This window comes from Chryseobacterium sp. UNC8MFCol (assembly GCF_000482305.1).
Taxonomy (GTDB): Bacteria; Bacteroidota; Bacteroidia; order Flavobacteriales; family Weeksellaceae; genus Chryseobacterium; species Chryseobacterium indologenes.
Genome location: NZ_AXUZ01000019.1, coordinates 25,548 through 48,565, shown reverse-complemented (window position 1 = coordinate 48,565; position 23,018 = coordinate 25,548). Strand labels below are relative to the sequence as shown.

General features: G+C 37.1%; 21 protein-coding genes. 16 read left to right on the top strand and 5 right to left on the bottom strand.

Features of this window, described 5'->3' with window-relative positions:
* Positions 1-62 precede the first annotated feature (62 nt).
* Positions 63-1,400 (bottom strand): dihydroorotase, encoded by a 1,338-nt coding sequence (locus tag M030_RS0113305; protein WP_027373961.1) that lies wholly within the window; start codon positions 1,398-1,400, stop codon positions 63-65.
* Positions 1,401-1,608: 208 nt separating this feature from the next.
* Between M030_RS0113305 and M030_RS0113300 the strand changes: the two genes are divergently transcribed.
* The 8 genes from M030_RS0113300 (at position 1,609) to ribA (ending at position 8,658) form a co-directional block, all read left to right on the top strand.
* Positions 1,609-3,036, top strand: a complete 1,428-nt coding sequence (locus M030_RS0113300; protein ID WP_027373960.1) for an oligosaccharide flippase family protein — start codon at positions 1,609-1,611, stop codon at positions 3,034-3,036.
* Positions 3,037-3,184: 148 nt separating this feature from the next.
* Positions 3,185-4,201: a sugar phosphate nucleotidyltransferase gene (locus tag M030_RS0113295; RefSeq protein ID WP_027373959.1), complete on the top strand. Its 1,017-nt coding sequence runs from the start codon at positions 3,185-3,187 to the stop codon at positions 4,199-4,201.
* A 111-nt stretch (positions 4,202-4,312) separates the two neighbouring features.
* Complete coding sequence (locus M030_RS0113290) at positions 4,313-5,155, top strand: DUF4292 domain-containing protein (RefSeq protein ID WP_027373958.1); 843 nt, start codon at positions 4,313-4,315, stop codon at positions 5,153-5,155.
* Entirely contained in the window at positions 5,152-6,714 is a 1,563-nt protein-coding gene (locus tag M030_RS0113285) for a peptidoglycan DD-metalloendopeptidase family protein (RefSeq protein ID WP_027373957.1), read from the top strand. Before M030_RS0113290 ends, M030_RS0113285 begins: the two co-directional genes overlap by 4 nt.
* A 31-nt stretch (positions 6,715-6,745) precedes the next feature.
* Entirely contained in the window at positions 6,746-6,958 is a 213-nt protein-coding gene (locus M030_RS0113280) for a twin-arginine translocase TatA/TatE family subunit (protein ID WP_027373956.1), read from the top strand.
* A gap of 15 nt (positions 6,959-6,973) precedes the next feature.
* Positions 6,974-7,588, top strand: a complete 615-nt coding sequence (locus M030_RS0113275) for a DUF4254 domain-containing protein (protein WP_027373955.1) — start codon at positions 6,974-6,976, stop codon at positions 7,586-7,588.
* The gene (locus M030_RS0113270; protein ID WP_027373954.1) at positions 7,585-8,043 is read left to right on the top strand and encodes a hypothetical protein; all 459 of its coding nucleotides are present in this window, start codon (positions 7,585-7,587) and stop codon (positions 8,041-8,043) included. Before M030_RS0113275 ends, M030_RS0113270 begins: the two co-directional genes overlap by 4 nt.
* Positions 8,044-8,061: 18 nt before the next feature.
* Positions 8,062-8,658 carry a GTP cyclohydrolase II gene (gene ribA / locus M030_RS0113265; protein ID WP_034722587.1) on the top strand — a complete coding sequence of 199 codons (597 nt, stop codon included), beginning with the start codon at positions 8,062-8,064 and terminating at the stop codon, positions 8,656-8,658.
* A gap of 198 nt (positions 8,659-8,856) precedes the next feature.
* Here ribA and M030_RS0113260 read toward each other — a convergent pair whose 3' ends face one another.
* The gene (locus M030_RS0113260; RefSeq protein ID WP_027373952.1) at positions 8,857-9,399 is read right to left on the bottom strand and encodes a hypothetical protein; all 543 of its coding nucleotides are present in this window, start codon (positions 9,397-9,399) and stop codon (positions 8,857-8,859) included.
* Between the two features lie 116 nt (positions 9,400-9,515).
* Here M030_RS0113260 and M030_RS0113255 point away from each other — a divergent pair, with 116 nt between their 5' ends.
* The 5 genes from M030_RS0113255 to M030_RS0113235 all read left to right on the top strand — a co-directional run bounded on the left by M030_RS0113255 (position 9,516) and on the right by M030_RS0113235 (position 14,497).
* Entirely contained in the window at positions 9,516-11,219 is a 1,704-nt protein-coding gene (locus tag M030_RS0113255) for a glycoside hydrolase family 3 protein (protein ID WP_051585067.1), read from the top strand.
* 27 nt (positions 11,220-11,246) lie between these two features.
* A complete protein-coding gene (gene bshA, locus M030_RS0113250; protein ID WP_027373950.1) occupies positions 11,247-12,395 on the top strand; it encodes an N-acetyl-alpha-D-glucosaminyl L-malate synthase BshA in 1,149 nt (382 codons plus the stop codon).
* Between the two features lie 27 nt (positions 12,396-12,422).
* On the top strand, positions 12,423-13,685 hold the full coding sequence (locus M030_RS0113245) for a DUF2851 family protein (RefSeq protein ID WP_027373949.1): 1,263 nt from the start codon (positions 12,423-12,425) through the stop codon (positions 13,683-13,685).
* Between the two features lie 75 nt (positions 13,686-13,760).
* Entirely contained in the window at positions 13,761-13,982 is a 222-nt protein-coding gene (locus M030_RS0113240) for a PspC family transcriptional regulator (protein ID WP_027373948.1), read from the top strand.
* 2 nt (positions 13,983-13,984) lie between these two features.
* Positions 13,985-14,497 carry a GNAT family N-acetyltransferase gene (locus tag M030_RS0113235; protein ID WP_051585065.1) on the top strand — a complete coding sequence of 171 codons (513 nt, stop codon included), beginning with the start codon at positions 13,985-13,987 and terminating at the stop codon, positions 14,495-14,497.
* 65 nt (positions 14,498-14,562) lie between these two features.
* On the opposite strand, the gene M030_RS0113230 is transcribed toward M030_RS0113235, so the two are convergent.
* The 3 genes from M030_RS0113230 to M030_RS0113220 form a co-directional block, all read right to left on the bottom strand.
* Positions 14,563-15,300, bottom strand: coding sequence for an SIMPL domain-containing protein (locus M030_RS0113230; protein ID WP_027373946.1), 738 nt, complete (start codon positions 15,298-15,300; stop codon positions 14,563-14,565).
* A gap of 91 nt (positions 15,301-15,391) precedes the next feature.
* A complete protein-coding gene (locus M030_RS0113225) occupies positions 15,392-16,177 on the bottom strand; it encodes a carboxypeptidase-like regulatory domain-containing protein (RefSeq protein ID WP_027373945.1) in 786 nt (261 codons plus the stop codon).
* Positions 16,178-16,182: 5 nt separating this feature from the next.
* Positions 16,183-16,929, bottom strand: a complete 747-nt coding sequence (locus M030_RS0113220; protein WP_027373944.1) for a hypothetical protein — start codon at positions 16,927-16,929, stop codon at positions 16,183-16,185.
* Between the two features lie 183 nt (positions 16,930-17,112).
* Between M030_RS0113220 and M030_RS0113215 the strand changes: the two genes are divergently transcribed.
* The 3 genes from M030_RS0113215 (at position 17,113) to M030_RS0113205 (ending at position 23,018) form a co-directional block, all read left to right on the top strand.
* A complete protein-coding gene (locus M030_RS0113215; RefSeq protein ID WP_027373943.1) occupies positions 17,113-20,253 on the top strand; it encodes a UvrD-helicase domain-containing protein in 3,141 nt (1,046 codons plus the stop codon).
* Between the two features lie 171 nt (positions 20,254-20,424).
* Entirely contained in the window at positions 20,425-20,829 is a 405-nt protein-coding gene (gene tssD / locus M030_RS0113210; protein ID WP_027373942.1) for a type VI secretion system tube protein TssD, read from the top strand.
* Positions 20,830-21,092: 263 nt separating this feature from the next.
* A complete protein-coding gene (locus tag M030_RS0113205; RefSeq protein ID WP_027373941.1) occupies positions 21,093-23,018 on the top strand; it encodes a type VI secretion system Vgr family protein in 1,926 nt (641 codons plus the stop codon).

Here is a 23,018-nt window from a genome sequence, read left to right as displayed (position 1 = left end):
AAGAGGCTGTCTCAAAAGTGAGATAGCCTCTTTTCCTGAATTTTTATGATATCCGGCTATTCTTATTCCTGAACTTCAAAAAGTAAACGCTCTCCGAATTTTTCTTCAGCAATTTTTCCGTTATCATATACAAGGTGTCCGTTGACAAACGTCTGGGTTACCTTAGAATGGAAGTTCATCCCCTCCAGCGGACTCCATCCGCATTTATACAGGAGGTTTTCTTTAGCTACCGTCCAATCTTCATTTAAATCGACCAAAACAAGATCTGCTTTATATCCTTCTTTAATAAATCCTCTTTTTTCAACTCTGAAAAGGATTGCCGGATTATGACACATCTTTTCAACAATCTTTTCAAGAGAAATTTTTCCTGTTTTATAGTTTTCCAGCATTACTACGAGTGAATGTTGTACCAGGGGTCCTCCGGAAGGGCATTTTGTATACACATTTTGTTTCTCTTCGGCGGTATGGGGAGCATGATCTGTCGCGATCACATCAATTCTGTCATCAAGCAGAGCTTCCCAAAGTCCATCCTTGTCTTTTTGAGTTTTCACAGCAGGATTCCACTTGATCAGGCTTCCTTTTGTTTCATAATCATCATTGGTAAATGTCAGATGGTGAACACATACTTCAGCAGTGATCTTTTTATCTTTTAACGGGATATCATTTCTGAAAAGTGAAGTTTCCTTTGCTGTTGAAAGGTGAAACACGTGAAGTCTTGCCCCAGTTTTTTCAGCGAGCTCAATGGCTTTAGAGGAAGATTTATAACAAGCTTCTTCACTTCTGATTAAATGGTGGAATTTTACCGGAATATCATCCCCATATTCATCAATATATTTTTGGGTATTGGCTCTGATGGTCGCTTCATCTTCACAGTGAACTGCAATCAGCATTTTGGTATTGCTGAAAATATTTTCCAGGGTTTCTGGATTATCCACCAACATATTCCCTGTAGAGGAGCCTAAAAACAATTTTACTCCGGGAACATTTCTCGGGTTTGTTTTTAAAACTTCTTCAAGATTATCATTGGTTCCTCCCATCATAAAACCATAGTTGGCATAGGCTTTCTGAGCTGCAATTTCATATTTATCAGCGAGTAATTCCTGAGTAACGGCATTCGGCACCGTATTAGGCTGATCGATAAAGCTGGTTACTCCTCCGGCTATCGCTGATCTGGACTCACTTTCAATATCTCCTTTATGAGTAAGGCCCGGCTCACGGAAATGAACCTGATCGTCTATAACACCCGGAAGAAGATACTTTCCGGAACCGTCAATAACCTGATCTGCATCTACAGAAATGCCGGAAGCAATTTTGGAAATTACATCATTTTCTATTAAAACATCGCTTTGAAAGACCTGGCCTTCATTGACAACATGTACATTTTTGATAAGGGTTTTCATTTTACTTTTTTAGAATTAAAATTAAAGGTTAAAATCCAAAATTACTGCGAGCTGCCTATCAGAATCGAACTATAAAGAGAGATCACTGATTTCCAGCTCCCGGCTTCTACCTTCTATAATGAACAAAATTAAGGTTTATGAATGAATTTTAATATCACCGGATACAAATCAATTTCTAAATATTTACATTTGCATAAAATTTTTCGAATTGTATAAGAAATTATTAGGGCAAACAATCATCTACGGAGCAGGAGCAATAGCACCCAGAATTATTCTATTCATCCTTAATCCTCTTTTGATCTATAAAATTCCCAATGAAGGTTTTGCGATTTTCACGCAACTTTATGCATGGATTTCTTTTGTGAATATTATACTTTCATTTGGTTTTGAAACGGCCTATTTTCGATTTTCTGCTGAAGAGGATAATGAGAAAAAAACTTTCAACACGTCATTCTGGTTTTTATTTTCAACTTCTACTCTGTTTTTAGCATTGTGCTATCTTTTCAATCAGCCTATTGCTGATTATCTGGGATACCATGATAATCCTGAATATATTAAATGGTTTGCTTTAATTGCTTTTTTCGACAATTTACTGGTCATTCCGTTTGCATGGCTTCGTTTTCACAATAAACCTATCAAATATTCTGCGGTCAGAATTTTTCAGTCTATATTCCAGGCAGTCTTTACCGCTGCATTATTCTTTTGGATTCCCGAGAATGTATCCAGAAGCTTTGGATTGGATCAGAATGTAGACTATCCTTTCTTTAGTAATTTAGCAGGAAGTGCTTTAGGGTTTTTATTGTTACTTCCTATTATATTAAAAGTAAGATTTCAGTTTGTAACCTCTCTTTTTGGGCGGATGATTCGCTACTCGTTTCCGCTTATGCTGGCAGGGCTGGCTTTTATGGTTAATGAAAATTTCGATAAATCTATCCAGAGAAATCATATTTCAGACGAACAGGCCGGAGCTTATGGAGGCTGTTATAAACTAGCTGTCCTTATGACTTTATTTGTAACCGCGTACAGAATGGGTATTGAACCATTTTTCTTTAAACAGATGGATAAAGGTGACGCTAAGAAAACGTACGCTAAGGTAGCTGAATATTTTTCGTTCTTCGCCTGTGCTGTAGCATTAGGAATTATCGCCAATATTTCGTGGCTAAAGGATGTTTTCATTCCGAACAGATCATATTGGATTGCAATAGACATCATTCCTATTATTGTAGTGGCAAACCTGTGTTTCGGAATTTATTATAACTTTTCCACATGGTATAAAGTGACAGACAGAACCAGTGTGGGAACCGTTATTTCATGGATCGGAGCCGGAATTAATATCGCCTTGAATTATCTGGCCTTAAGTTACTATCACAGTATGATTGGTTCTGCATGGGCCACTTTCGGAGCGTACGTCATCATGATGATCATATCCTATGCATTGGGCCAGAAATACTACCCCATCCCTTACCGCATGAAGAAAATGTCTTTCTTCCTTATATTGCTGGGAATATTTAGTTTTATTATCGTAAAATATTTTAACTATAATATCCTGACCAGCAATGCCTTATTTTTAGTCTTCGTGGGGATCTTAGTCTATTCGGAAAAAAATATGATTTTATCCAGAATCAGGAAGAGCTAAACTTTGGTCTCTCTTTTGATAATTACTTAGCTTAAAAACATTAAACAAAGCCGTTAAACATGATAAGCATTACGTTCCTGAAGCGTTTTAATTACTATATTTAACAAAAAATAATCAATCCTTAAACAAAAACATCTTTATACCATTTATGAAAATTATTGTTCCGATGGCTGGACGTGGTTCCAGATTACGTCCACACACCCTGACAGTACCAAAACCTCTTATCCCTATTGCCGGAAAACCTATCGTACAACGATTGGTGGAAGATATTGCTAAAGTGGCAGGAGAAGAAATTGAAGAAGTAGCATTTATCATTGGAGATTTTGGTTCCGAGATTGAAAAATCTTTGCTTCAGATTGCCGAAAAATTAGGCGCAAAAGGAAGCCTGTATTATCAGAATGATCCGCTTGGAACAGCGCACGCTATCAAATGTGCAGAGCAATCTATGCAGGGAGATGTGGTGATCGCATTCGCCGATACTCTTTTCCGTGCAGATTTTCAGTTGGACAAAAATTCAGATGGTGTAATTTGGGTGAAAAGTGTAGAAGATCCGTCTGCCTTTGGGGTAGTAAAACTGGATAACTATGGCTTTATTACTGATTTTGTTGAAAAACCTCAGACTTTTGTTTCAGATCTTGCCATTATCGGTATCTATTATTTCAATAGTGCTGAAAAACTAATGGATGAAATCAACTATATCATGGACAATGATATTAAAAACGGAGGAGAATACCAGTTGACAATGGCCCTGGAAAACCTGAGAGCAAAAGGAGCAAAATTCACTTTAGGAAAAGTAAATGACTGGATGGATTGTGGTAACAAGAATGCTACCGTGGAAACCAACAGTAAAATCCTTGCATATGAAAAGGAAGAAATGGCTCAATATCCGGCGTCTGCAGTGATTGAAAATTCGTTGATTATTCCTCCTTGCTTCATTGGTGAAAATGTGAAAATTTCCAACTCAAAAGTAGGACCTGGCGTTTCATTGGGTAACAACACTACGATTGTAAATTCTAATATTGAAAACTCTTTGATCCAGGAAAACACAAGAATCAACCACGGAAACCTTTCTAATTCTATGATTGGTAACTCCGCACAGTATGTGGGAGTGGCAAGAGAAATTTCTTTGGGAGACTATTCAGTATTGGATTTCCTATCGAAATAATTAAACACAGAATTTAGTTAACTTAAACAAGATATAATCAAACCACACAAAACGTTTTGTGTGGTTTGGCGTTAATATTGCAGCGTTTTTCCTAATTGAAAAGATAAATACATGAGAAACTGGATACCACTCTTTTTATTACTTCTTGCCTTATCATCGTGTAAAACCCGTAATGCTGTACAGAATAATACGGAATCAGGGGATAGTATCAAAACTACCGGGAATACCAAACATCCAAAAGATGTCAACGAACCGGTAAAAGACAAAATTGCTTTTTACGAACATGTATTGATCCCGCCAAAATTTGACCAGATCAAAATAGACAGTAAAGTTCGTGTGGAAACGGGAAATTACATCCCCCCACTGGACGCAACGATTTATATTGAAAATGATAAAAAAGTATGGATGAACCTGAGAGCATTATTTATTAATGTCGCTAGAGGTATTGCAACTCCTGAGGGCATAAAAGGACAGGACAAAGTAAACAAAGCCTACATAGATTCCGATTTCGATTATCTTAATCACTTGCTGAATGTCAATTTTATCGATTATAAATCGTTGGAAAAAATTTTACTGGGGAGAACTTTTGTAAAAATCAGTGATTCACAATTTACACTGACTCAAAATGCACAGGGATATAAAATGGTTTCGAACGCCAACCAGAAAATCACTACAGACGAGAAAAACAGAGAATATAAGATAGCTCTGCAATACGACACCAACTACGATTTGTTAAGTATAAATTTAAAAGATGTTTTATCCACAGACGAGCTTGAAATCTCCTATAGCGACTGGGATGAATACAACGGAATACGCCTCCCTAAAAATGTTAAAATAATTATAAAAGGCTCAAAATCTAGTCAAATTTTACTGGAAAACACGAAATTTGACTTTTCGAGGATGGAAACACCTTATTCTGTACCATCCAGTTATAAGAAAATAGAGATTAAATGATTAAAAAATTTAGCTTTTTAATAGGTGTTCTTCTATTCGGGCTGCACCAGGGACAGCAGAAAAAAGAACAACTGCAGAAGCAGAACGCCGAACTTAAAAAACAAATTGCACAAATAAATACAGATTTAGCTAAAACAAGAAGCGAATCTAAACTTTCTATAGCCTACCTTACCAGTGTCAATCAAAAGCTGGTTTTAAGGGAAAAAGTCTACAATAATACTCAAAAAGAAAAGAGGTTTATTGAAGATGACATCTACCTGCGTCAGCTTGAGATCAACCGCCAAAATAAAGAATTGGCTGTTCTCAGAAAAAATTATGCTGAAGTCCTTGTTAATGCTTATAAAAATAAAGGGGTACAAAATAAAGTAACCTTCATTCTTTCATCCAAAAATTTGGGTGAAGCCATACGAAGAGTACAATATTTAAAACAATACGCTGATTATCAGGACAAAAAAGCAGCCGAAATTACTGATGCCGCCAACCAGATCAAAAAAACGATTTCCCAAAGGCAAAACTCAATGAAAGAGAAGGAAAATCTTTTGATCAATCAACAGAAAGATCTGGCAACCATTAATGCTGAAAGAGCACAAAAGGAACAATTAGTCGCTGATTTTAAAAAGAACGAATCTAAACTTACCGCTGAGCTTAAACAAAAGCAAACGCAATCTAAGGCATTAGAAGGACAAATCAGGGCCATCATCGCAGAAGAAATCCGAATTGCCAAAGCAGAAGAAGAAGCAAGAAGAAAGGCAGAAGCCGAAAAAATACGTTTAGCTAAAATAGCAGCCGAAAGGGAAAAAGCAAGAATTGAGGCGGAAGCCAAAGCAAGAGCCGAAGCCCTTGAAAGAGAAAGAAGATTGGCTGAAGCAGAGGCTAAAAGAGCTGCTGAACTCGCTGCAAGAAGAGCTGAAGAAGAAAGAAAACGTAATGAAGAAGCTGCAAGAGCCGAAGCGAGTGCAAAAGATGAAGCCAGAAAGATCGCAGCTAAAAAAGCGTCAGACGAAGCTAATGTGAAGGCTAAAGAAGCCGCTGATAAATTAGCAGCAGCAAGAGCAGCTGAATTGGCGCTGGCCAAAAGAAAAGAAGATGAGAAAAAAGCGGCAGAAACAAAAGCTATGACAAGCTATGGCGTTTCTACGGCTTCCGGAAATAGTTTTGCCGATAACAGAGGAAGGCTGGGTTATCCGGCAGACAGAGCAGGGCAGATTACCCACCGCTTCGGAAGACAACCACACCCCGTTTTCAAAAATATTACTGAAGAAAACAATGGAATTAAAATTTCAGTCCCTTCAGGTACACGTGCAAAATGTGTATTCCCGGGATCCGTATCTTCAGTACTGGCAAACAATGACGGCACGAAAACCGTTATTATCAAGCATGGAGGCTACTTTACGATTTATTCCAACTTAGGAAATGTAAGTGTTTCCAAAGGACAGCAGGTTTCTTCAGGTACGCCGGTAGGAAGTGTTGCTCAAGATTTTGACGGTGCATACACCCTTGATTTCCAGGTATGGAGCGGAAGTACCCCAGTTGATCCATTAGGTTGGATTTCATATTAAAAAAAGTGTAACTTTGCATAAAATTTAAGAGATGAATACACTAACTATACTTGCCTTATCTTGGCAACACATTCTGATCGTAGCCATACTTTTGGTATTACTTTTCGGAGGAAAGAAAATTCCGGAACTTATGAGAGGAGTCGGTTCGGGAATCAAGGAATTTAAAGATGCGGTAAAAGAAGAAGACAAACCAGGTTCTGAAAACAAATCTTCTTCTACAAATAATAATTCTACCAGTAACTAAAATTCCTTAGCATTAATGAATTTCACTGAGACTGCATGGAAAGTCTTCAATCAATGTATTGAAGACTATCACGTGTCTGATGACGTCAACACTCTAATTAATAACCCTTTCGAAAAAGATAGTTTGGAACGGATTTTGTATGCAAAGAACTGGATTGATACCGTTCAATGGCATCTGGAAGATATAATTAGAGATGAAAATATTGATCCGGCTGAAGCACTTCAACTGAAGAGAACAATAGATGCCTCCAATCAGAAAAGAACTGATCTGGTAGAATATATTGACAGCTGGTTCCTTAATAAGTTTGAAAATATAACTCCTAAACCTGACGCAAAAATAAATACGGAAACTCCCGCTTGGGCAGTAGACAGACTTTCCATTCTTGCGTTAAAAGTTTATCATATGTCATTAGAAGCTAATAGAGAATCCGCCTCTGAAGAACACAGAAAAAATTGCCAGGCCAAACTGGATGTTCTGCTTATTCAGAAGGAAGATCTGTCAACTTCTATTAACCAGTTGCTTGCTGATATTGAAAACGGTAATATTAAGATGAAGGTATACAAACAAATGAAAATGTATAACGATGAAAGTCTTAATCCAATCCTTTATCAAAAAGGGCAACAAAAATGAAAAGACTAGTTTTTTTTGGAGTACTAATCATATTAACATCTTCCTGCGCAACGGAAAAGCTCAACCTTTCTCCGCTGTCAAACAACTTTTACAGTGAGACCAAAGGCTCTGATTCTGACAGAGGCTCAAAAAAGAGCTTTAATATTAATGTCAAAGAAAATGTAAATGCCTCTGAGATTTCAAACCTGATCTCTACCTTTCCCAAGTTTAAGAACAACGGATTGAATGATGAGATTACCAGCATGAAATACAGCCTTCAGAACTATTTATATGCCATTGATGCCAACAACTCTTCAGGTAAGAGCAGAGCACTGAAAAGCTTCGAAAAATCATACAGAAAAATTCAGAAATCAAGACAAAGTCTCGATAAAGATGATGACGAAGTTATCAACAGATATCTGGTAAGGTTAAAAACCAATGTCTCTGTCATTGAAGATGCTTTGTCAGGAAGTTAAAAACTAATTGAACAATCAATGATTAAAATTCAGGCGGAAGCCAATGTTCCAACAGAACACGGTACTTTCCGAATGATCGCTTTCTCCGAAAACGAAAACGACTGGATGCCACATATGGCTATCGTCGCTGAAAATACAGATTTTTCAAAACCTGTGAATGTTCGTTTTCATTCAGAATGTATTACCGGAGAAGTTTTCCATTCAAAAAAATGTGAATGTGGCCAGCAACTGGACGCTGCAATGAAATACATCCATGAAAATGGCGGCATTATCATTTATCTCCGTCAGGAAGGCAGGAATATTGGCATCATCAATAAACTTAAAGCATATTCTTTACAGGAAAAAGGACTGGATACCGTACAAGCCAATCTGGAGCTGGGACTCCCTGCTGACGACAGAAACTTTGGCGTAGCGATTGAAATCCTTAATGTACTGGACGTAAAAGATATCAATCTTTTGACTAATAATCCGGAAAAGGTAAAATATGTAGTGGATAGCAATGTACATCTTAATTCAAGAGTTCCGTTACAGATTCCCGCAAATGAAATCAGTAAAGGATATCTCCAGACTAAAAAAGACTTCTTTGGACATCTTCTCGATGACAATGATAAGTAAATAAAAACAAAAGCTTCAGTTTCTCTGAAGCTTTTTTATTTGGTCTATATTTTTGCTTTGCATCAAAACCTTTACACACTATCTTTTATAACCTCCTGAAGTCATAAAATTGTAAACAACAGATCATCAAATCAAAAGCCCCGGAAGAATAATTCTCCCGGAGCTTTTTTTAATTATAAAAAACTGAAAAGATATTTCTTAATTTACTCTTACTGATGGCACATTAGAATCATTAAGATTATAATATTTTACCACAGCATTGTAGTCGCTGTAATCAACAGGTGCTTTAGCTGACTTGTTGCTCGTACCAGTTGTATTCGCAGGAACAATAATAATTCTAAATGTTTGATTAGTCAAATACGTTTGTCTTTCCGCAGAAGTCATTGTATTCTGGTCAAAATTAGCTTTAGTTGTTATATCAACATTATCTTTATTGAAAATAAAGTTATAATCCAATTCTCTACCAGTTGACAGAAAATAAGTCTTTGGAATTTGTTGCCAAATAGCACTGTTATTAGAGTTTGAATTGATATTTCTATATACTAATAGACCATCTGTACTCTTCAATCCTAGTCCTTGTGAAATAGTAAAGTCCGCATTATTAGCTCCAGTAAAGGTTCCAGTGATATCTTTCATCTGGAAATTCGCATTCTGTTGTACCACAACATCATCTTTATTGTCGCAGCTATATGATAAGAATCCAATTCCGGCTAATAGCATAAATGGAAGAATTTTTTTCATTTCTATAAAAGTTTAGTTATTATTTATATTGCGTATTCAAATCATATACCAAAAATTTCAAAAACGTTGTTTTTGTCAATTTTTTTAATTGTATTTTTGTTCTTATTCAAAAAGTCATGAAGAAATTATTATATACTTCTCTCTTTATTGCTGCATTCATAAGCCCTAAAGCTATGGCTCAGTATCAGCCGAAAAATACTTCTCCGGAAGATATAAAAAAGGCCCGGCAATGGGTTGAGAAGACTTACAAAAATCTTTCTCAGGATGAAAAGCTGGGACAGCTCTTTATTGTTGCATTATATACCAATAAAGGTGAAGATTTCATCAGCCAGGTAAGGAATATTGTTGTGAATGATAAAATCGGAGGATTGATCTTAATGCAGGATGATGCGGCAAGAGAAATTAGCCTTGTGAATGAATTCCAGCAAAAATCCAGAATTCCTTTAATGATTGGTATGGATGCAGAATGGGGGCTGTTTCAGAGAATAGCAACAGCACACAAATTTCCGTGGGCCATGACATTGGGTGCGATTCAGGATAAAGACCTGATCCATCAGATGTCTGCCAAAATTGCAGAAGACTGCCACAGAATGGGGATCAACTGGGATTTTGCTCCGGTAGTTGATGTGAATACCAATCCTAATAATCCAATCATTGGGAACAGAAGCTTTGGTTCAGAAGTTCCTAATGTGATCAGTTCTGCCCTATCTTATTCTAACGGTCTCCAGGACAATAATATACTAGCTGCCATCAAGCATTTTCCCGGACACGGTGATACCAGTACTGATTCTCATCTTGACCTTCCTGTGGTTTCTCACAATATCGAAAGGCTTAATACAACAGAATTAGCACCATTCAAGGCCTTGATGGATAAAGGAATCGGGGGTGTAATGGTTGCCCATTTATATGTTCCAAGTCTGGAATCAGGCAAAGGGATTCCGGCTTCTGTTTCTAAAAATATTATCACAGGTCTGCTTAAAAATCAATTAGGGTATAAAGGTTTAATCATTACTGATGCCTTAAATATGGGGGCAGTGGCCAATAAGTATAAACCCGGAGAACTGGACGCCTTGGCATTCGCTGCAGGAAATGATATTATGCTTTTCTCCCAAGGTGTTTCTGAAGGAAAAAAATTAATTCAGAAAGCCATTGATAAAGGGGAAATTCCTCAGTCAAGAGTAGAAGAAAGTGTAAAGAAAATATTACTGACCAAATATTTCCTGGGACTTACTCAGTATACTCCGAAAAACCCTGAAAATATTAATTCTGATTTAAATAATGAATCACACAGAATATTGGTTCAGAATCTTTATGCCAATGCATTGACGTTACTAAAAGACGATAAAAAACTGCTTCCGATATCGGGAAAGCAAGTGTATTATATTCCATTGGAAGAAGCACCTTATCAAACTTTTGCCAACCGGCTAGGCTCAAATGTCATCATTAAAAAGGCATCTGAAATTAATTCTATACCGGCAGGTTCAACGGTAATTGCTGGATTGCATAAGGATAATTCAACGGCTTATAAACCTTATAAAATATCTGCAGAATCTAAAAAAGTACTTGCAGATCTTACTCAAAATCAAAATGTAATCCTGAATGTTTTTGGAAGTGCCTACGCTTTAAAAGATATTGATATTTCAAAAATATCTACAGTTCTGGTTTCTTATGAAAACAATGATGATTCGATGAATGCAACAGCTGATGCTTTAAATGGAAAAACAAAAATCTCGGGAAGGCTTCCTGTATTGGTAAATGACCGATTAAAAGCAGGAATGGGAATTGATCTAGATCCGGCTTCTCAGAAGAATAACAAATAATACAACATCAAAAACAACAATAATCAAATGAAAATAGGCATACTTTGCTATCCTACCTATGGTGGAAGCGGAATTGTAGCAACAGAACTTGGGATGTCTCTTGCCAATAAAGGATATGAGGTGCATTTTATAAGCTCCGCACTTCCTGCAAGGCTAGACATTACCAATCCCAATATTTTCTTTCACAGGGTAAATGTTCAGACCTATCCCCTTTTTCAATATCAGCCGTATGATATTGCTTTAAGTTCTATGATTTACAGGGTCGTGAATCTTTACAAACTGGATCTGCTTCATGCTCATTATGCCATTCCTTATGCGTATGCAGCGTTTACAGCTAAGCAAATGCTCAAGGAAGACAATAATGATATCCCTCTGGTAACGACATTGCACGGTACTGATATCACTCTTGTTGGGCAGCACCCGAGTTATAAGCATGCGGTAGAATTTTCTATCAATAAGTCGGATGCAATTACTTCGGTTTCTGAAAGCCTGAAAAAGGATACTCTTCAATTTTTTAATATCAAAAAAGAAATCCAGGTGATCACCAACTTTATTGATAATACTGAATTTGATGATTGCTCAGAATGTCAGAGAACTCAATTTGCCAATCCTGATGAAAAGATCCTGATTCACGTGTCCAACTTACGTCCTGTAAAGCGTGTGGATGAAGTGCTGCAGATCTTTAAAAACGTGGAGAAAAAAGTAAAATCTAAACTTATCATTATCGGGGAAGGTCCGGATATGGAAAAAGTGAACCAGTTCCTCGAGGAGAATCCTGAACTTATCTCAAAAATCCGTCTGCTGGGGAAAGTAAATGATCTTTACAAGATTTTACAGCTTTCCGATGTATTTTTACTTCCTTCCGAACAGGAAAGTTTTGGTTTGGCGGCCCTGGAAGCAATGGCGGCTTATACCCCAGTTATCAGCTCGAACGCGGGAGGAATTCCGGAGGTTAACATTCAGGGAGAAACCGGATTTCTGGCTGAGATTGGAAATGTAGAAGCAATGAGCAATTACACCATTAAGCTCTTGAGCAATGAAGAGCTTTTAACCAAAATGAAGCAAAATGCGAAAGATCAGGCGATAAAGTTTGACTTGAAAAACATTCTTCCTATCTATGAGAAAATGTATAGAACGACCATAGAAAATTTTAATAAGGAACTGACGAAAGTATAATATTTCTATTATATTTATCGTCAGCTTATGACGGAAAAATTACTTCAATATCTTTGGAACTATAAAGTTTTCAAACATTTTGACTTCAAGGATATTGAAGGAAATTCCGTTGAAATTATACACTTTGGAAAGTGGAATACCAATGCCGGCCCGGATTTTCTGGATGCAAAAATTAAAACCAACGGCCTCGTTTTAGCCGGTAATATAGAGCTTCATGTCCGCTCTTCGGACTGGATTTTTCATAATCATTCTCAGGATCCCAATTATAAAAACATTATTCTTCACGTCATTTTCCTTTATGACGTAGAAATTAACGACCACACCACAAAAGGAATCCCCACGTTGGAACTGAAAGATTATATTGATGAAAATATTATCACTTCGTATGAAAATCTTATCAAAGGAAGCCAGTTTATTGCCTGTGAAAAGATCTTTACAAAGGAAAAAATTCCCGTTAATTTTCACGACGCAAATATTCTGAAAAAGCTGGAAGAAAAATCTGAGGAATTTGAGCAATGTCTTGTTCGGCACAAAAATGATTTTGAAGCCGTTTTATTTCACAGCTTTGCCTACTCTTTCGGGCTCAAGGTAAATGCTCATATTTTCAGGCAAATTGCTGAAAGTATTGACTATGGCATTATCAATAAAATCCGTCAAAATCCCCTGCAACTCGAAGCATTATTTTTTGGAATTTCCGGATGGCTGGATCGTCCTGAAGATATGTATATGAAACTTTTAAAACGAGAATTTGAGTTTCTAAAAAAGAAGTTCACCATAGCAGACTTACAGTTTCATCCTAAATTCTTACGGTTAAGACCTCCCAATTTCCCTACCATCAGGTTATCTCAGCTGGCAGATCTCTATTTCCAGCATCAGAATTTGTTTTCAAAAATCATTAAAGTGGAAAGTGCAGATCAGCTGTATGAAATTTTTTCTTCGATAAAAGCTTCTGAATACTGGGATTTTCATTTTAATTTTGGAACGATTTCAAAAATGCAGCCTAAGGCATTAAGTAAAGAATTTATTGACCTTGTTCTTTTGAATACCGTTCTTCCCTTAAAATACGTCTATCACAGATATCATCATGAAGAAGCTGCCGATGAAATCATTGAATTCTACCGACATATCACCGCGGAAAAAAACTCAGTAATCCGGAACTGGAAAAACCTTGGAGTAACGATTAACAATGCACTGGAAAGTCAAAGTATGATTTTTCACTATAAAAACTACTGTGAGCACAAGAACTGTCTGGCCTGCGGTATAGGGTTTAGACTTTTAAAGGAACAATAGCATTTTTAACTCTTCAAAAATAATCAAAAAAATTGCGTATCTTGCAGTATCAGATTAAACAAAAAAAATCTTGAAATGCTAAGTAATATCCGTCATAAAATGGAAAGAGAGTGGTTTGGAGTCCTGACAAGAATGGGCGCTAAACTGGGAATCCCTGTATCTAAATTAAGGATTTTCTTCATCTACTCCACTTTTGCCACTGCGGGTTTTTTCTTTCTGATTTATCTGGGATTAGCATTCACCCTTTGGATTAAAGATATCTTCATTACCAGAAGACCAAGCGTTTTTGATTTATAATTATGGAATTTTTACCGATTACTTATGCTGAGGATGATAGAGTTCAGGAGATCTATAATTCTTATATCAGCACTTTTCCTGTAGACGAGCAAAGAGACAAAGATCAGTTTTTGGATTTATTTTCAAATCCACATGTTAGCTTTATGTCTGTGATCCATGAGAAGGAGGCCATTGGATATCTTATTCTCTGGAAAATGAGTTCGTTTGTTTTTGTGGAGCATTTCGAGGTATTTGAAGCCTTCAGAAGTAAAAAGCTGGGATCTCATATCGTTAATCACCTGACGGAAAATTATCCCCATGTCATTTTGGAAATTGAGCCGGCTGATTTGAGCGAAGATGCTACGCGCCGTTACTCTTTTTACCAGAGGAATAATTTCAGCCTGGTTGACACCACTTATATTCAGCCAAGCTATGGCGAAGGGAAACAGTCTTTGAACCTTTGGTTGCTGGCCAACTATACTCCTGAAAATATAGAAGAAATCAAAAAAGAAATTTGTGATATTATTTATCCTTAAAATATAAAACGCCGGAAATTCCGGCGTTATTTTGTTTACAGAGGATTTAGAATTCGTATCAACACTTAATTTACTTCATATTCAAGCTTAATAGTAATACTGGCTTCTTTTTCTTTCGACGAAGTATTAAAAGTCCCGCCATATGAGTAATCTTCATTTGAATTGGGTGCTGTGATCTGGATCACTCCCATCGTTGCCTTTTTAAGATTTCCCAAGCTGCTTCCAGAGTTTTCTGCAATCTTTGCTGCTCGTTCTTTTGCATCTTTTGTAGCACTGGCGATCATTTCCTGCTTTACCGTGGCCAGTTTTGTATAGAAATAGGAAGGTGAAGAAGAAGTAAATTCTATTCCGCGATTGATAATTTCCGTAATATTTCTGGACAGGTTCTCAATTTTACCAACTTCCTTACTTTCGATAGATACTTTTTGAGTCAGGTTGTATCCGGAAAACTCACCCTGTACATAATTTCCATTGGAATCATTGTAACTTCTGAACTGTTTCTGAATATCTACTGAAGAAAATACGATTTCGTTCTGTTTGATTCCCTTAGAGACCAGATAGTCATTGATCACTTTCCTGTCGAGTGCTAGCTCATCATAAGCAGATTTTAAGTCTATATTATTTTTAGAAAAACTTCCTGACCAGGTGATCAGATCGGATGTAAATTGTTTGGTTCCAAGACCGGTTACAGAAATGGTATTTTCAGATTTATTACGATTCTTGATGGCATTTCCTAAAAAGCCAAGACCAATAATAAAGCCTAAGGCTATGACCACCGCTACTGCAATATTATTTTTATTCATAAAATTTGAGAATTTGGTTTGTTTTTATTCTAACGCATCAATTTCTGTTCCAGTATTTTAAACCAAAAACGAATAGCCTTATCCGGTATCGCTACTTTGAAGAATCTTGCAATCTTTCGAGAAAAAGTGGTATTGTCTCTTCTAACCTCAGCAAAACGCCTGAAAGGTTTCTTGCTTTCACATAGGTTCGTACCTGAGGTTTTGCTACAAATGAAAACTGTATAAATTCTGAAATCCTGTCTGCAGGAATTCCGGCTTTAATAAAGTATTCGTCTTCTACCCTGTTTCTGATCCAGGCAATATGCTCCTGCAGGTCATCATATCTATACTGCCGCTTCTGTTTTTTGGCCTTTCCGCTTATTAAATCATATAATCCCTGAACATTCAGGTTTCCCAGCAATATAGGCAGGAGAACAGTTTTCACTTCTGCCGGTTTTTCTCTCATTTTCCCGACCGGTTGTGGCAGGCCGACAGCATTTCTTACCTGCTCACCTTTATCTGCTTTGGCTACGATTCTGGAGTCCTGATCGAGATCACCGGAAAGCTTTTTTACGATTTTCACCTCCCCGACATCTTTAGGAATCTGATAAAGAGTGATCAACAATTGTGAATTAATTCCATTGATAAGAACTCTCCGGGAGACTCTTGTAAAATCTTCTTTGACAAACCTAAGCTCATCATTGGGAGATGCTTCTATAGAGAACATTCCGTGTGAATCTGAAGACGTTTTTTTATCGGAGGCCATATTGACGACGGTTACCGCACTTAAACTTTCACCACTTTCATCGGTGATACGTCCGGTGATGGTTTGTTGTGAAAAAATGTTTATGGTCGATAGAAAAGCCAGACAAAGGCATAATCTGAGAAAAATTTTCATACGTGTTAATTCCGGGGTTGTGGAGTACGATAGGATGAAATTCTTACCAAAACAAAACGCTGGAACCTGTATAGATCTGCATCACTACAATATCCGTATTTCAGGATTTTTTTTCTTTCAAAACCACCTGCAAGAACATAGGAAATAAAATGATCTATCAAGGGTTTTTCTATTTTAAGATTGGTAAAATACTCATCCCCAAGGCTTGCTTTGATATAGTTCATTAAATCAATATCATCCCACTTATCTTTCGCTTTTCCGATCGAAAATCCTTCTCCTTTCGGCTGCACAAATTCTCCCGGTCTTGCAGCCAGTATTCTAGGATCAGACTTCTGTGCAATATACCGATCAATTTCTTTGGTAAGTTTTTGTACTTTCTGGGGTTTGTTATAAGTCCGTGAATCAATTTTCAGATTCCCAGTAAGTCCCTGTTTTACTTGAACTTCAGGAATTTCTATGGTGGTACGCACCAAAGTGACATTGATAGGAGCCTGTATATTTTCCTGGGATATTCTTTTAGACAAACGATCATATCCCGCCTTTATAAAACGTAATTCATCTCCTGCTTTTCCGGAAATCATAAAATGTCCGTCAGTATTGGAAAGTACCATTTCATCAGTCCTTATATTGATTACGTTGACATCCTGCATTTCAGTCCCGCTTTCGGAAATCACTTTACCGAAAATGTAAGTTTGGGCATGGGTTTTAATAAAAAAAATAAGGGGAAGGATAAGGAATAGTTTAAATTTCACGGGATACTTTTTATAAAACAAAGCTAAAATTATTTTTAACGTGGACCACAAGTTTAACCACCCTTAACGTGTTTTAATATTTATTTTCTTTTTTTATCCCTGAAACTGATCAATAGCCCGATTAATTTGTTAAAGTTTCTTTTAAATTTTAGCTAACTTGCAGTCTCAATACGACCTTTTACAATGGAAAATTCTTACACAGTCATCAATGCTTCAGCAGGATCAGGAAAAACATATGCCCTGGTTCAAAGGCTTCTGATGATCTGTCTCCGCTATCCTAATCAACAGCAATCGATCAGGAATATTCTCGCCCTGACTTTCACCAACAAAGCAGCGAATGAGATGAAGGAAAGGATTTTATCATGGTTAGGAAACTTCGCCTCCCAAGGTTTTGCAGACAATACAGACCTGAAAAATATACAGAAAGCATTTGAAGCAGAAGGTTTAAAAATTACCATTGATGAGCTTCATGTTCGCTCAAAGAGGCTTCTGGATTATATTCTGCACAATTACTCTACACTGAATATCGGAACCATTGACCGTTTTAATTCAAGGCTGGTAAGGAGTTTTTCTTATGAATTGGGCCTGGCTAAAAATTTTAATCTTGAAATTGAAGCTGAACCCTTCCTGATCGAAGCTGTGGATAAAATGCTGGATAAGATCGGTGAGAATGAAACGATTTCCAATTCTTTCATGGATTATGTAGACTACAGTCTTGAAAACAATGAGAGAATTAACCTCAACAAAAACCTGTATGATTCTGCCAAGGAGTTTGTAAAGGATATTCATTATGAGCATCTGAAAAATAACAATGATTTTGACGATGCCAATTATGAAAATATAAAAAATGTACTCCGCAAAGAAATTGTCCTGAACAAAAAGCAGGCTACAGAGCTTGCTGCAAAATCCATTGAATTATTTAAAGCAAGAAATATTGAGATTGAAGATTTTGCCCAGGGTAAAAACGGTATCGGAGGATTTTTCACAAAAGTGATTGACTTTTACCAGCAGAAAAGACCAGGCTTTCCGTTTCCTACCACACAGGAAGACTCTGTGGTGAACAATTACAGAAAGGGAGCTTCTTCAAAATCGAAACATAGAGAAGCTGAGATTTTTGAAATTCTTGATCAGCTTCTTGAAAACAGAATGCAGCTCATCCTTCTGTACATTGAAACCCAGAAGAAGGAGAAAGTCTTATCTGCCCTTCTTCCTTTGAAAGTAAATAAAGATATTCAGGATGAACTCAGAAAAATTGAGGAAGAAAATGACCTTGTGCTATTGTCTAAGTTTAACATCCTGATCAATGAGAATCTCAAAAATGAACCTTCTGCTTTTATTTACGAAAAAGTAGGAGCTCAATTTCAGCATTATTTCTTTGATGAATTTCAGGATACTTCCGAGCTACAATGGCAGAACTTTGTTCCTTTGAGAGATCACAGTGTTTCTTCAGAATATACCTCATTTACGCTCGTTGGCGATCCCAAACAAAGTATTTACAGATTCCGTGGCGGGGAGAGCAAGCTGATGCTGGACATCATTAATAAAAAAGAATTTTCCCCTAAGGAAGCAGATCTTCTTGTTTTAAAAGACAACTGGAGAAGCGCCCGCAATATTGTCCGGTTTAATAATGAGTTGTATCGTTTTCATTCCGAAGGACTGGAAGAGGAGCATAAGAATATTTTTGGAACAGATGCTGAACAAAGCCCCAGATCTCAACTTGAAGGCCGGGTAAAAGTAAACCTCATAGACAATCTCACCAACGAAGAATTTTACGATGACACCTCAGACAGAATGTGTAAAGATATTCAGGAGTGTCTGGATAATGGTTTTACATTTTCAGATATTACGATTCTCTGTCGTGGAAATTTTGATATTTTCAGTTATTCTCAAAAACTGGGTAACCTGAAAGTGAAATACCGTGGTCAGGAAACCAATATCAAAACAATTTCAGATAAAGGGCTTACGCTGGAGCTTTCGAGTACTTTAAAAGCCGTTATTGAGTTTCTTAGATGGGAAATCAATCCTAAAAACAGGACCTGCCTGATTATGATGATGTACCATCTGAATACATTGGGACGCGTCGGTATGGCTGATTTCACATGGGAAATGAAGGAAATTCTTGACATTGAAAGTCATGAAGAAATTCTTCATTTTCTCCGACAAAAGTATTCATTACAGTTGAAACAGGATAATTTCCCAAGATTCAACCTGTATAATTTTATAGAATATTACATCAATGAATTTTCGGTGGAGAATAAAGAAACCGACTTCCTGCTCAATTTCATGGAAATGCTTTTTAACTTTACTCAGAATGCAGGAGCAAGTACGAAAGAATTCCTGAAATATTGGGATGAGGAAGCTTCTTCTTACACCATTCAGGCCTCTGAAAATATCGATGCCATCCAGATTATGACCATTCATAAGTCTAAAGGGCTGGAGTTTCCTATTGTCTTTATTCCTATGATGAATAAGAATCGGGACAATGAATTTACGAATTGGTTTGATACCAGTGAGAACTCTGCTTTAAAATCAGTCAATATCAACCAATTCAGTAAAAACCTCGAAACGTACGACGAAGAAATTCAGGCATTCAATAGAAAAAATTCTTATAAAAACCTGATTGACCGTCTGTGCCTTCAATATGTTGCAACAACCCGACCTGTTGAGCAGTTATTTTTCTATATTCAAAAAGCCAACAAAACTTCAAATAATCTGGAGTTGCTAGAGTTCCTTCAAACAAAAAATACGGAAAATGCGGATGAGTTTGACTTGTATGAGGTACATCCTGAAATGTTAAAAAAACATTCCCGTGATAAAACCTCATCTTTTAAAACCCAGAATATCCAAAATCTGAAAAATGTCAATGAAAAGAGCACTTCCATCAAAATTGCAACTCCTTCAAAAAATTATCAGGTAAGAAATGAGAAGGTAAGAATCGGGCTTTTTGTCCATGAGCTTCTTTCCAAAATCAATACAGAAAAAGATATTTCCAGGGTACTGGAAGCGTATGCTCTGGAAGGGCAGATTACCATTGAAGAGAAAAATGAAATTCAGAGCAAGCTGGAAGAGATTGTCAGGACTTATTCAGAATTCTTTGATGAAAAGTGGGAAGTTATTAATGAGAAAGATATCATGATTTCGGAAAGAGGTAAGAGTTATATTTCAAGACCTGACCGTATTTTAAAAAGTGATGAGGGCTATATCATTATTGATTTTAAAACCGGGGAAGAGAAGATGAAAGATGAAGCGCAGGTTGAAAGATATAAGAATATTCTTGAGCATCTGGGTAGAAAAGTTCTAAAAACGCAGGTCATTTATCTCTGATCCTTCTTCATAGCTACGTTCTGCAAAAATATCGTAGAACTACGACATAAAATCGTAGAATTACTACAAATACTGAAACTTAATGGTAAAAATTTTTAAGTTTAATTGAAGAAATATACATTTGTGTCAGAATCACAGAAAGCATATTAATTAACCAGAAAATTTACAACCATGGCAGCAAACTCAAGAGGAATCTTAAAATTCAACGGAAGTGAAGGGCAAAAGCTATTAAAACTGAAATACAGCGTATCCAGATCTACAGATGTATCGGGACGTGTAGCTTCAGACCCTTCTAATGCCCTTATAAAACTGACTGTAGAAGCTACAGAAAAATCTGACATCCTTGAAACATTACTTAACGGAAAATACAAACCTACCAAAGGGGAAGTTATTTTCAATAAGTCTCATGAGGAAGGAACTTTAATTACTTTAAACTGGGAAAACGGATATGTGATCCAGCATGAGGTAGAGTTCGATGCTGTTGACAGTAACAGCATGCTGATCAGCTTTGTGGTAAGCGCGGAAACCATTGACTACGGAACTTCACAGTATTTGGGACTGTGGCCTGCTTCTTAATTTCCAGCAATCAACAAATTACAAAGATCATTCTTAAGCAGGATGGTCTTTTTGTCTCTGTTAACGAAATATCGGCTTTCAAGGAAATATGAGATTTATTTCCTGCGAAAAGGACCATATTTATTACAATTGTTTTGGTTTGTGAGACATTTCTTTGTCAAATGTCGTAATTCTACTACAATTTTTAAAATTTAACAGTTTCTATATCTGACTAATTTAAAACATTTCTAATTTTAGTGATATAACCACAAAAGAAAAAACCGATGAAAAATAAGACTACCAATGCAGACAAGATTGCTGAAAATCATATAGCCGGACTCCAGCGCGTGGTAAAGCTGGATATTGTGATTGAAGGTAAAATCATCAAATATTTCAAGCATTTCCGCCTCCAACAGAGTATCCGGAAACATCATACTTTCGAACTTACCCTTGCTCACGATGCCTTAGGAGACGGGCAGGATCATAACCTGGAAGAAGCTCAACAGTTTTTAGGAAAGCGTTTAACGGTCGTCTTTAAATATAAAGATGCTGAAAACGAGAGTCCTGAAAGAACTTTTGTAGGTTTTATCACTCAGGTTGCTTTCAGCCAGGAAAAAGCAAGCCTTGGCAGTATCGTTCTAAAAGGAAAAAGTCCTACCATTTTAATGGATTCTGCTCCGCATACACAAAGTTTCGGTGGTGATCAGCAGGTCAATACCTCCATCATTGCAGACAGGGTCATTAAGGAAACCTTAGGTTCCGGTAAATACGATTTTAAAATAGATACAAAAAACAAAAGCTATATCAACTATAGCGCACAATACAAAGAAACACATTACAACTACCTTGCAAGACTGGCAGAAACTTATGGGGAACAGTTTTACTATGACGGTGAGGTGCTTCACTTCGGAAAACTTCCTCCGGGAGAGCAACCTATAAAACTTACCTATGGAAGTAATGTGAGTGATATCTGCATTGAACTCAAAGCGGTACATACAAAACCTGAATTCTTCGGTTATAACAGCAGTAAACACGAGAAACTATTAAGCTCAACGGCTAATATCAAACATTTGGGGCAACTGGCTTCCAAAGCTTATGACCTGAATGATGGTATTTACAAGACCAGAGCCCTGAACCCTTCTCCCGTGAATGCAAATATGTCATTAAATGTAGACGATGCTCAAAAAAGTGCTGCAGGGAGCGCAGCTGTAGAAGTTTTTACCGTTTCCGCAAATACTTCTGTGCCGTTCTTGTATCCGGGTTGTATTGCGGATATTGAGATGAGAAAACCCAGCAGCAATCAGACCTCCTATTTTACGAAACTTATGATCACAGAAGTTTCTCATGAAGTAAATACAAGAGGGATTTATACAGGATCATTTGAAGCGATTGCAGAAGGTACGGGATATATTCCAAAACCTGATTTTGAACAAATCCCTGCAGAACCACAGATTGCTACCGTCATTTCTAATACAGACCCTCTGAATCAGGGAAGAATAAAGGTACAATTCGACTGGCAGCTGCATGATACCACCCATTTTATCAGAATGATGAGCCCGGATGCCGGAGGTACTGATGCCATTACTCAAAACAGAGGCTTTGTAGCTGTACCTGAAGTGGGTGACCAGGTCATGGTAGGCTTCGAATATCATCATCCGGATTTTCCTTTTGCCATGGGAGGAATGTTCCATGGTGCAGTAGCACTCGGAGGTGGTGTCAACAACCATATCAAATCCATACAGACCAGAAGCGGGAATAAAGTGATTTTCAATGATGCAGAAGGCAGCATTTATATTGAAGACCCGAGTGGAAATACGTATTTCATGGATGGAAAAGGAAATATCACTGTTAATGCCCCAAAAGACATGACCTTCACCGCAGGGAATAACATCAAAATGACAGCAGGGCGGGATATTACTTCTATCGCTGGAAATAACATGTATGCCACCGCCAATGTGAATATTGTATCCAATGCGGGAGTGAATATGATTGATACCGCAGGAAAAGATCTGATGCAGACTGCAACCGGTAATATCCATGAATCATCTGACATGCGAACTGAGATCGCCGAAAATGAAAGAAATGTCCAATCTAAAAAGAGCGACTCCTATGCAGATAAAGTAACCGTTGTCAGTACGAAAGAAAATATGGTTTTGCAAAGTGAGAAAACAGTAAAATCTCAAAGCGGCGAACAAGGAAACTCCCATTAA

What these genes read in the sequence shown, in the direction of transcription:
- M030_RS0113205 (WP_027373941.1), top strand. Translation starts at nt 21,093, where the DNA reads ATGAAAAATAAGACTACCAATGCAGACAAGATTGCTGAAAATCATATA.
- M030_RS0113215 (WP_027373943.1), top strand. Translation starts at nt 17,113, where the DNA reads ATGGAAAATTCTTACACAGTCATCAATGCTTCAGCAGGATCAGGAAAA.
- bshA (WP_027373950.1), top strand. Translation starts at nt 11,247, where the DNA reads ATGAAAATAGGCATACTTTGCTATCCTACCTATGGTGGAAGCGGAATT.
- M030_RS0113290 (WP_027373958.1), top strand. Translation starts at nt 4,313, where the DNA reads ATGAGAAACTGGATACCACTCTTTTTATTACTTCTTGCCTTATCATCG.
- tssD (WP_027373942.1), top strand. Translation starts at nt 20,425, where the DNA reads ATGGCAGCAAACTCAAGAGGAATCTTAAAATTCAACGGAAGTGAAGGG.
- M030_RS0113280 (WP_027373956.1), top strand. Translation starts at nt 6,746, where the DNA reads ATGAATACACTAACTATACTTGCCTTATCTTGGCAACACATTCTGATC.
- M030_RS0113285 (WP_027373957.1), top strand. Translation starts at nt 5,152, where the DNA reads ATGATTAAAAAATTTAGCTTTTTAATAGGTGTTCTTCTATTCGGGCTG.
- M030_RS0113245 (WP_027373949.1), top strand. Translation starts at nt 12,423, where the DNA reads ATGACGGAAAAATTACTTCAATATCTTTGGAACTATAAAGTTTTCAAA.
- M030_RS0113305 (WP_027373961.1), bottom strand. Translation starts at nt 1,400, where the DNA reads ATGAAAACCCTTATCAAAAATGTACATGTTGTCAATGAAGGCCAGGTC.
- M030_RS0113270 (WP_027373954.1), top strand. Translation starts at nt 7,585, where the DNA reads ATGAAAAGACTAGTTTTTTTTGGAGTACTAATCATATTAACATCTTCC.
- M030_RS0113230 (WP_027373946.1), bottom strand. Translation starts at nt 15,300, where the DNA reads ATGAATAAAAATAATATTGCAGTAGCGGTGGTCATAGCCTTAGGCTTT.
- M030_RS0113235 (WP_051585065.1), top strand. Translation starts at nt 13,985, where the DNA reads ATGGAATTTTTACCGATTACTTATGCTGAGGATGATAGAGTTCAGGAG.
- M030_RS0113255 (WP_051585067.1), top strand. Translation starts at nt 9,516, where the DNA reads ATGAAGAAATTATTATATACTTCTCTCTTTATTGCTGCATTCATAAGC.
- M030_RS0113240 (WP_027373948.1), top strand. Translation starts at nt 13,761, where the DNA reads ATGCTAAGTAATATCCGTCATAAAATGGAAAGAGAGTGGTTTGGAGTC.
- M030_RS0113295 (WP_027373959.1), top strand. Translation starts at nt 3,185, where the DNA reads ATGAAAATTATTGTTCCGATGGCTGGACGTGGTTCCAGATTACGTCCA.
- M030_RS0113275 (WP_027373955.1), top strand. Translation starts at nt 6,974, where the DNA reads ATGAATTTCACTGAGACTGCATGGAAAGTCTTCAATCAATGTATTGAA.
- M030_RS0113260 (WP_027373952.1), bottom strand. Translation starts at nt 9,399, where the DNA reads ATGAAAAAAATTCTTCCATTTATGCTATTAGCCGGAATTGGATTCTTA.
- ribA (WP_034722587.1), top strand. Translation starts at nt 8,062, where the DNA reads ATGATTAAAATTCAGGCGGAAGCCAATGTTCCAACAGAACACGGTACT.
- M030_RS0113225 (WP_027373945.1), bottom strand. Translation starts at nt 16,177, where the DNA reads ATGAAAATTTTTCTCAGATTATGCCTTTGTCTGGCTTTTCTATCGACC.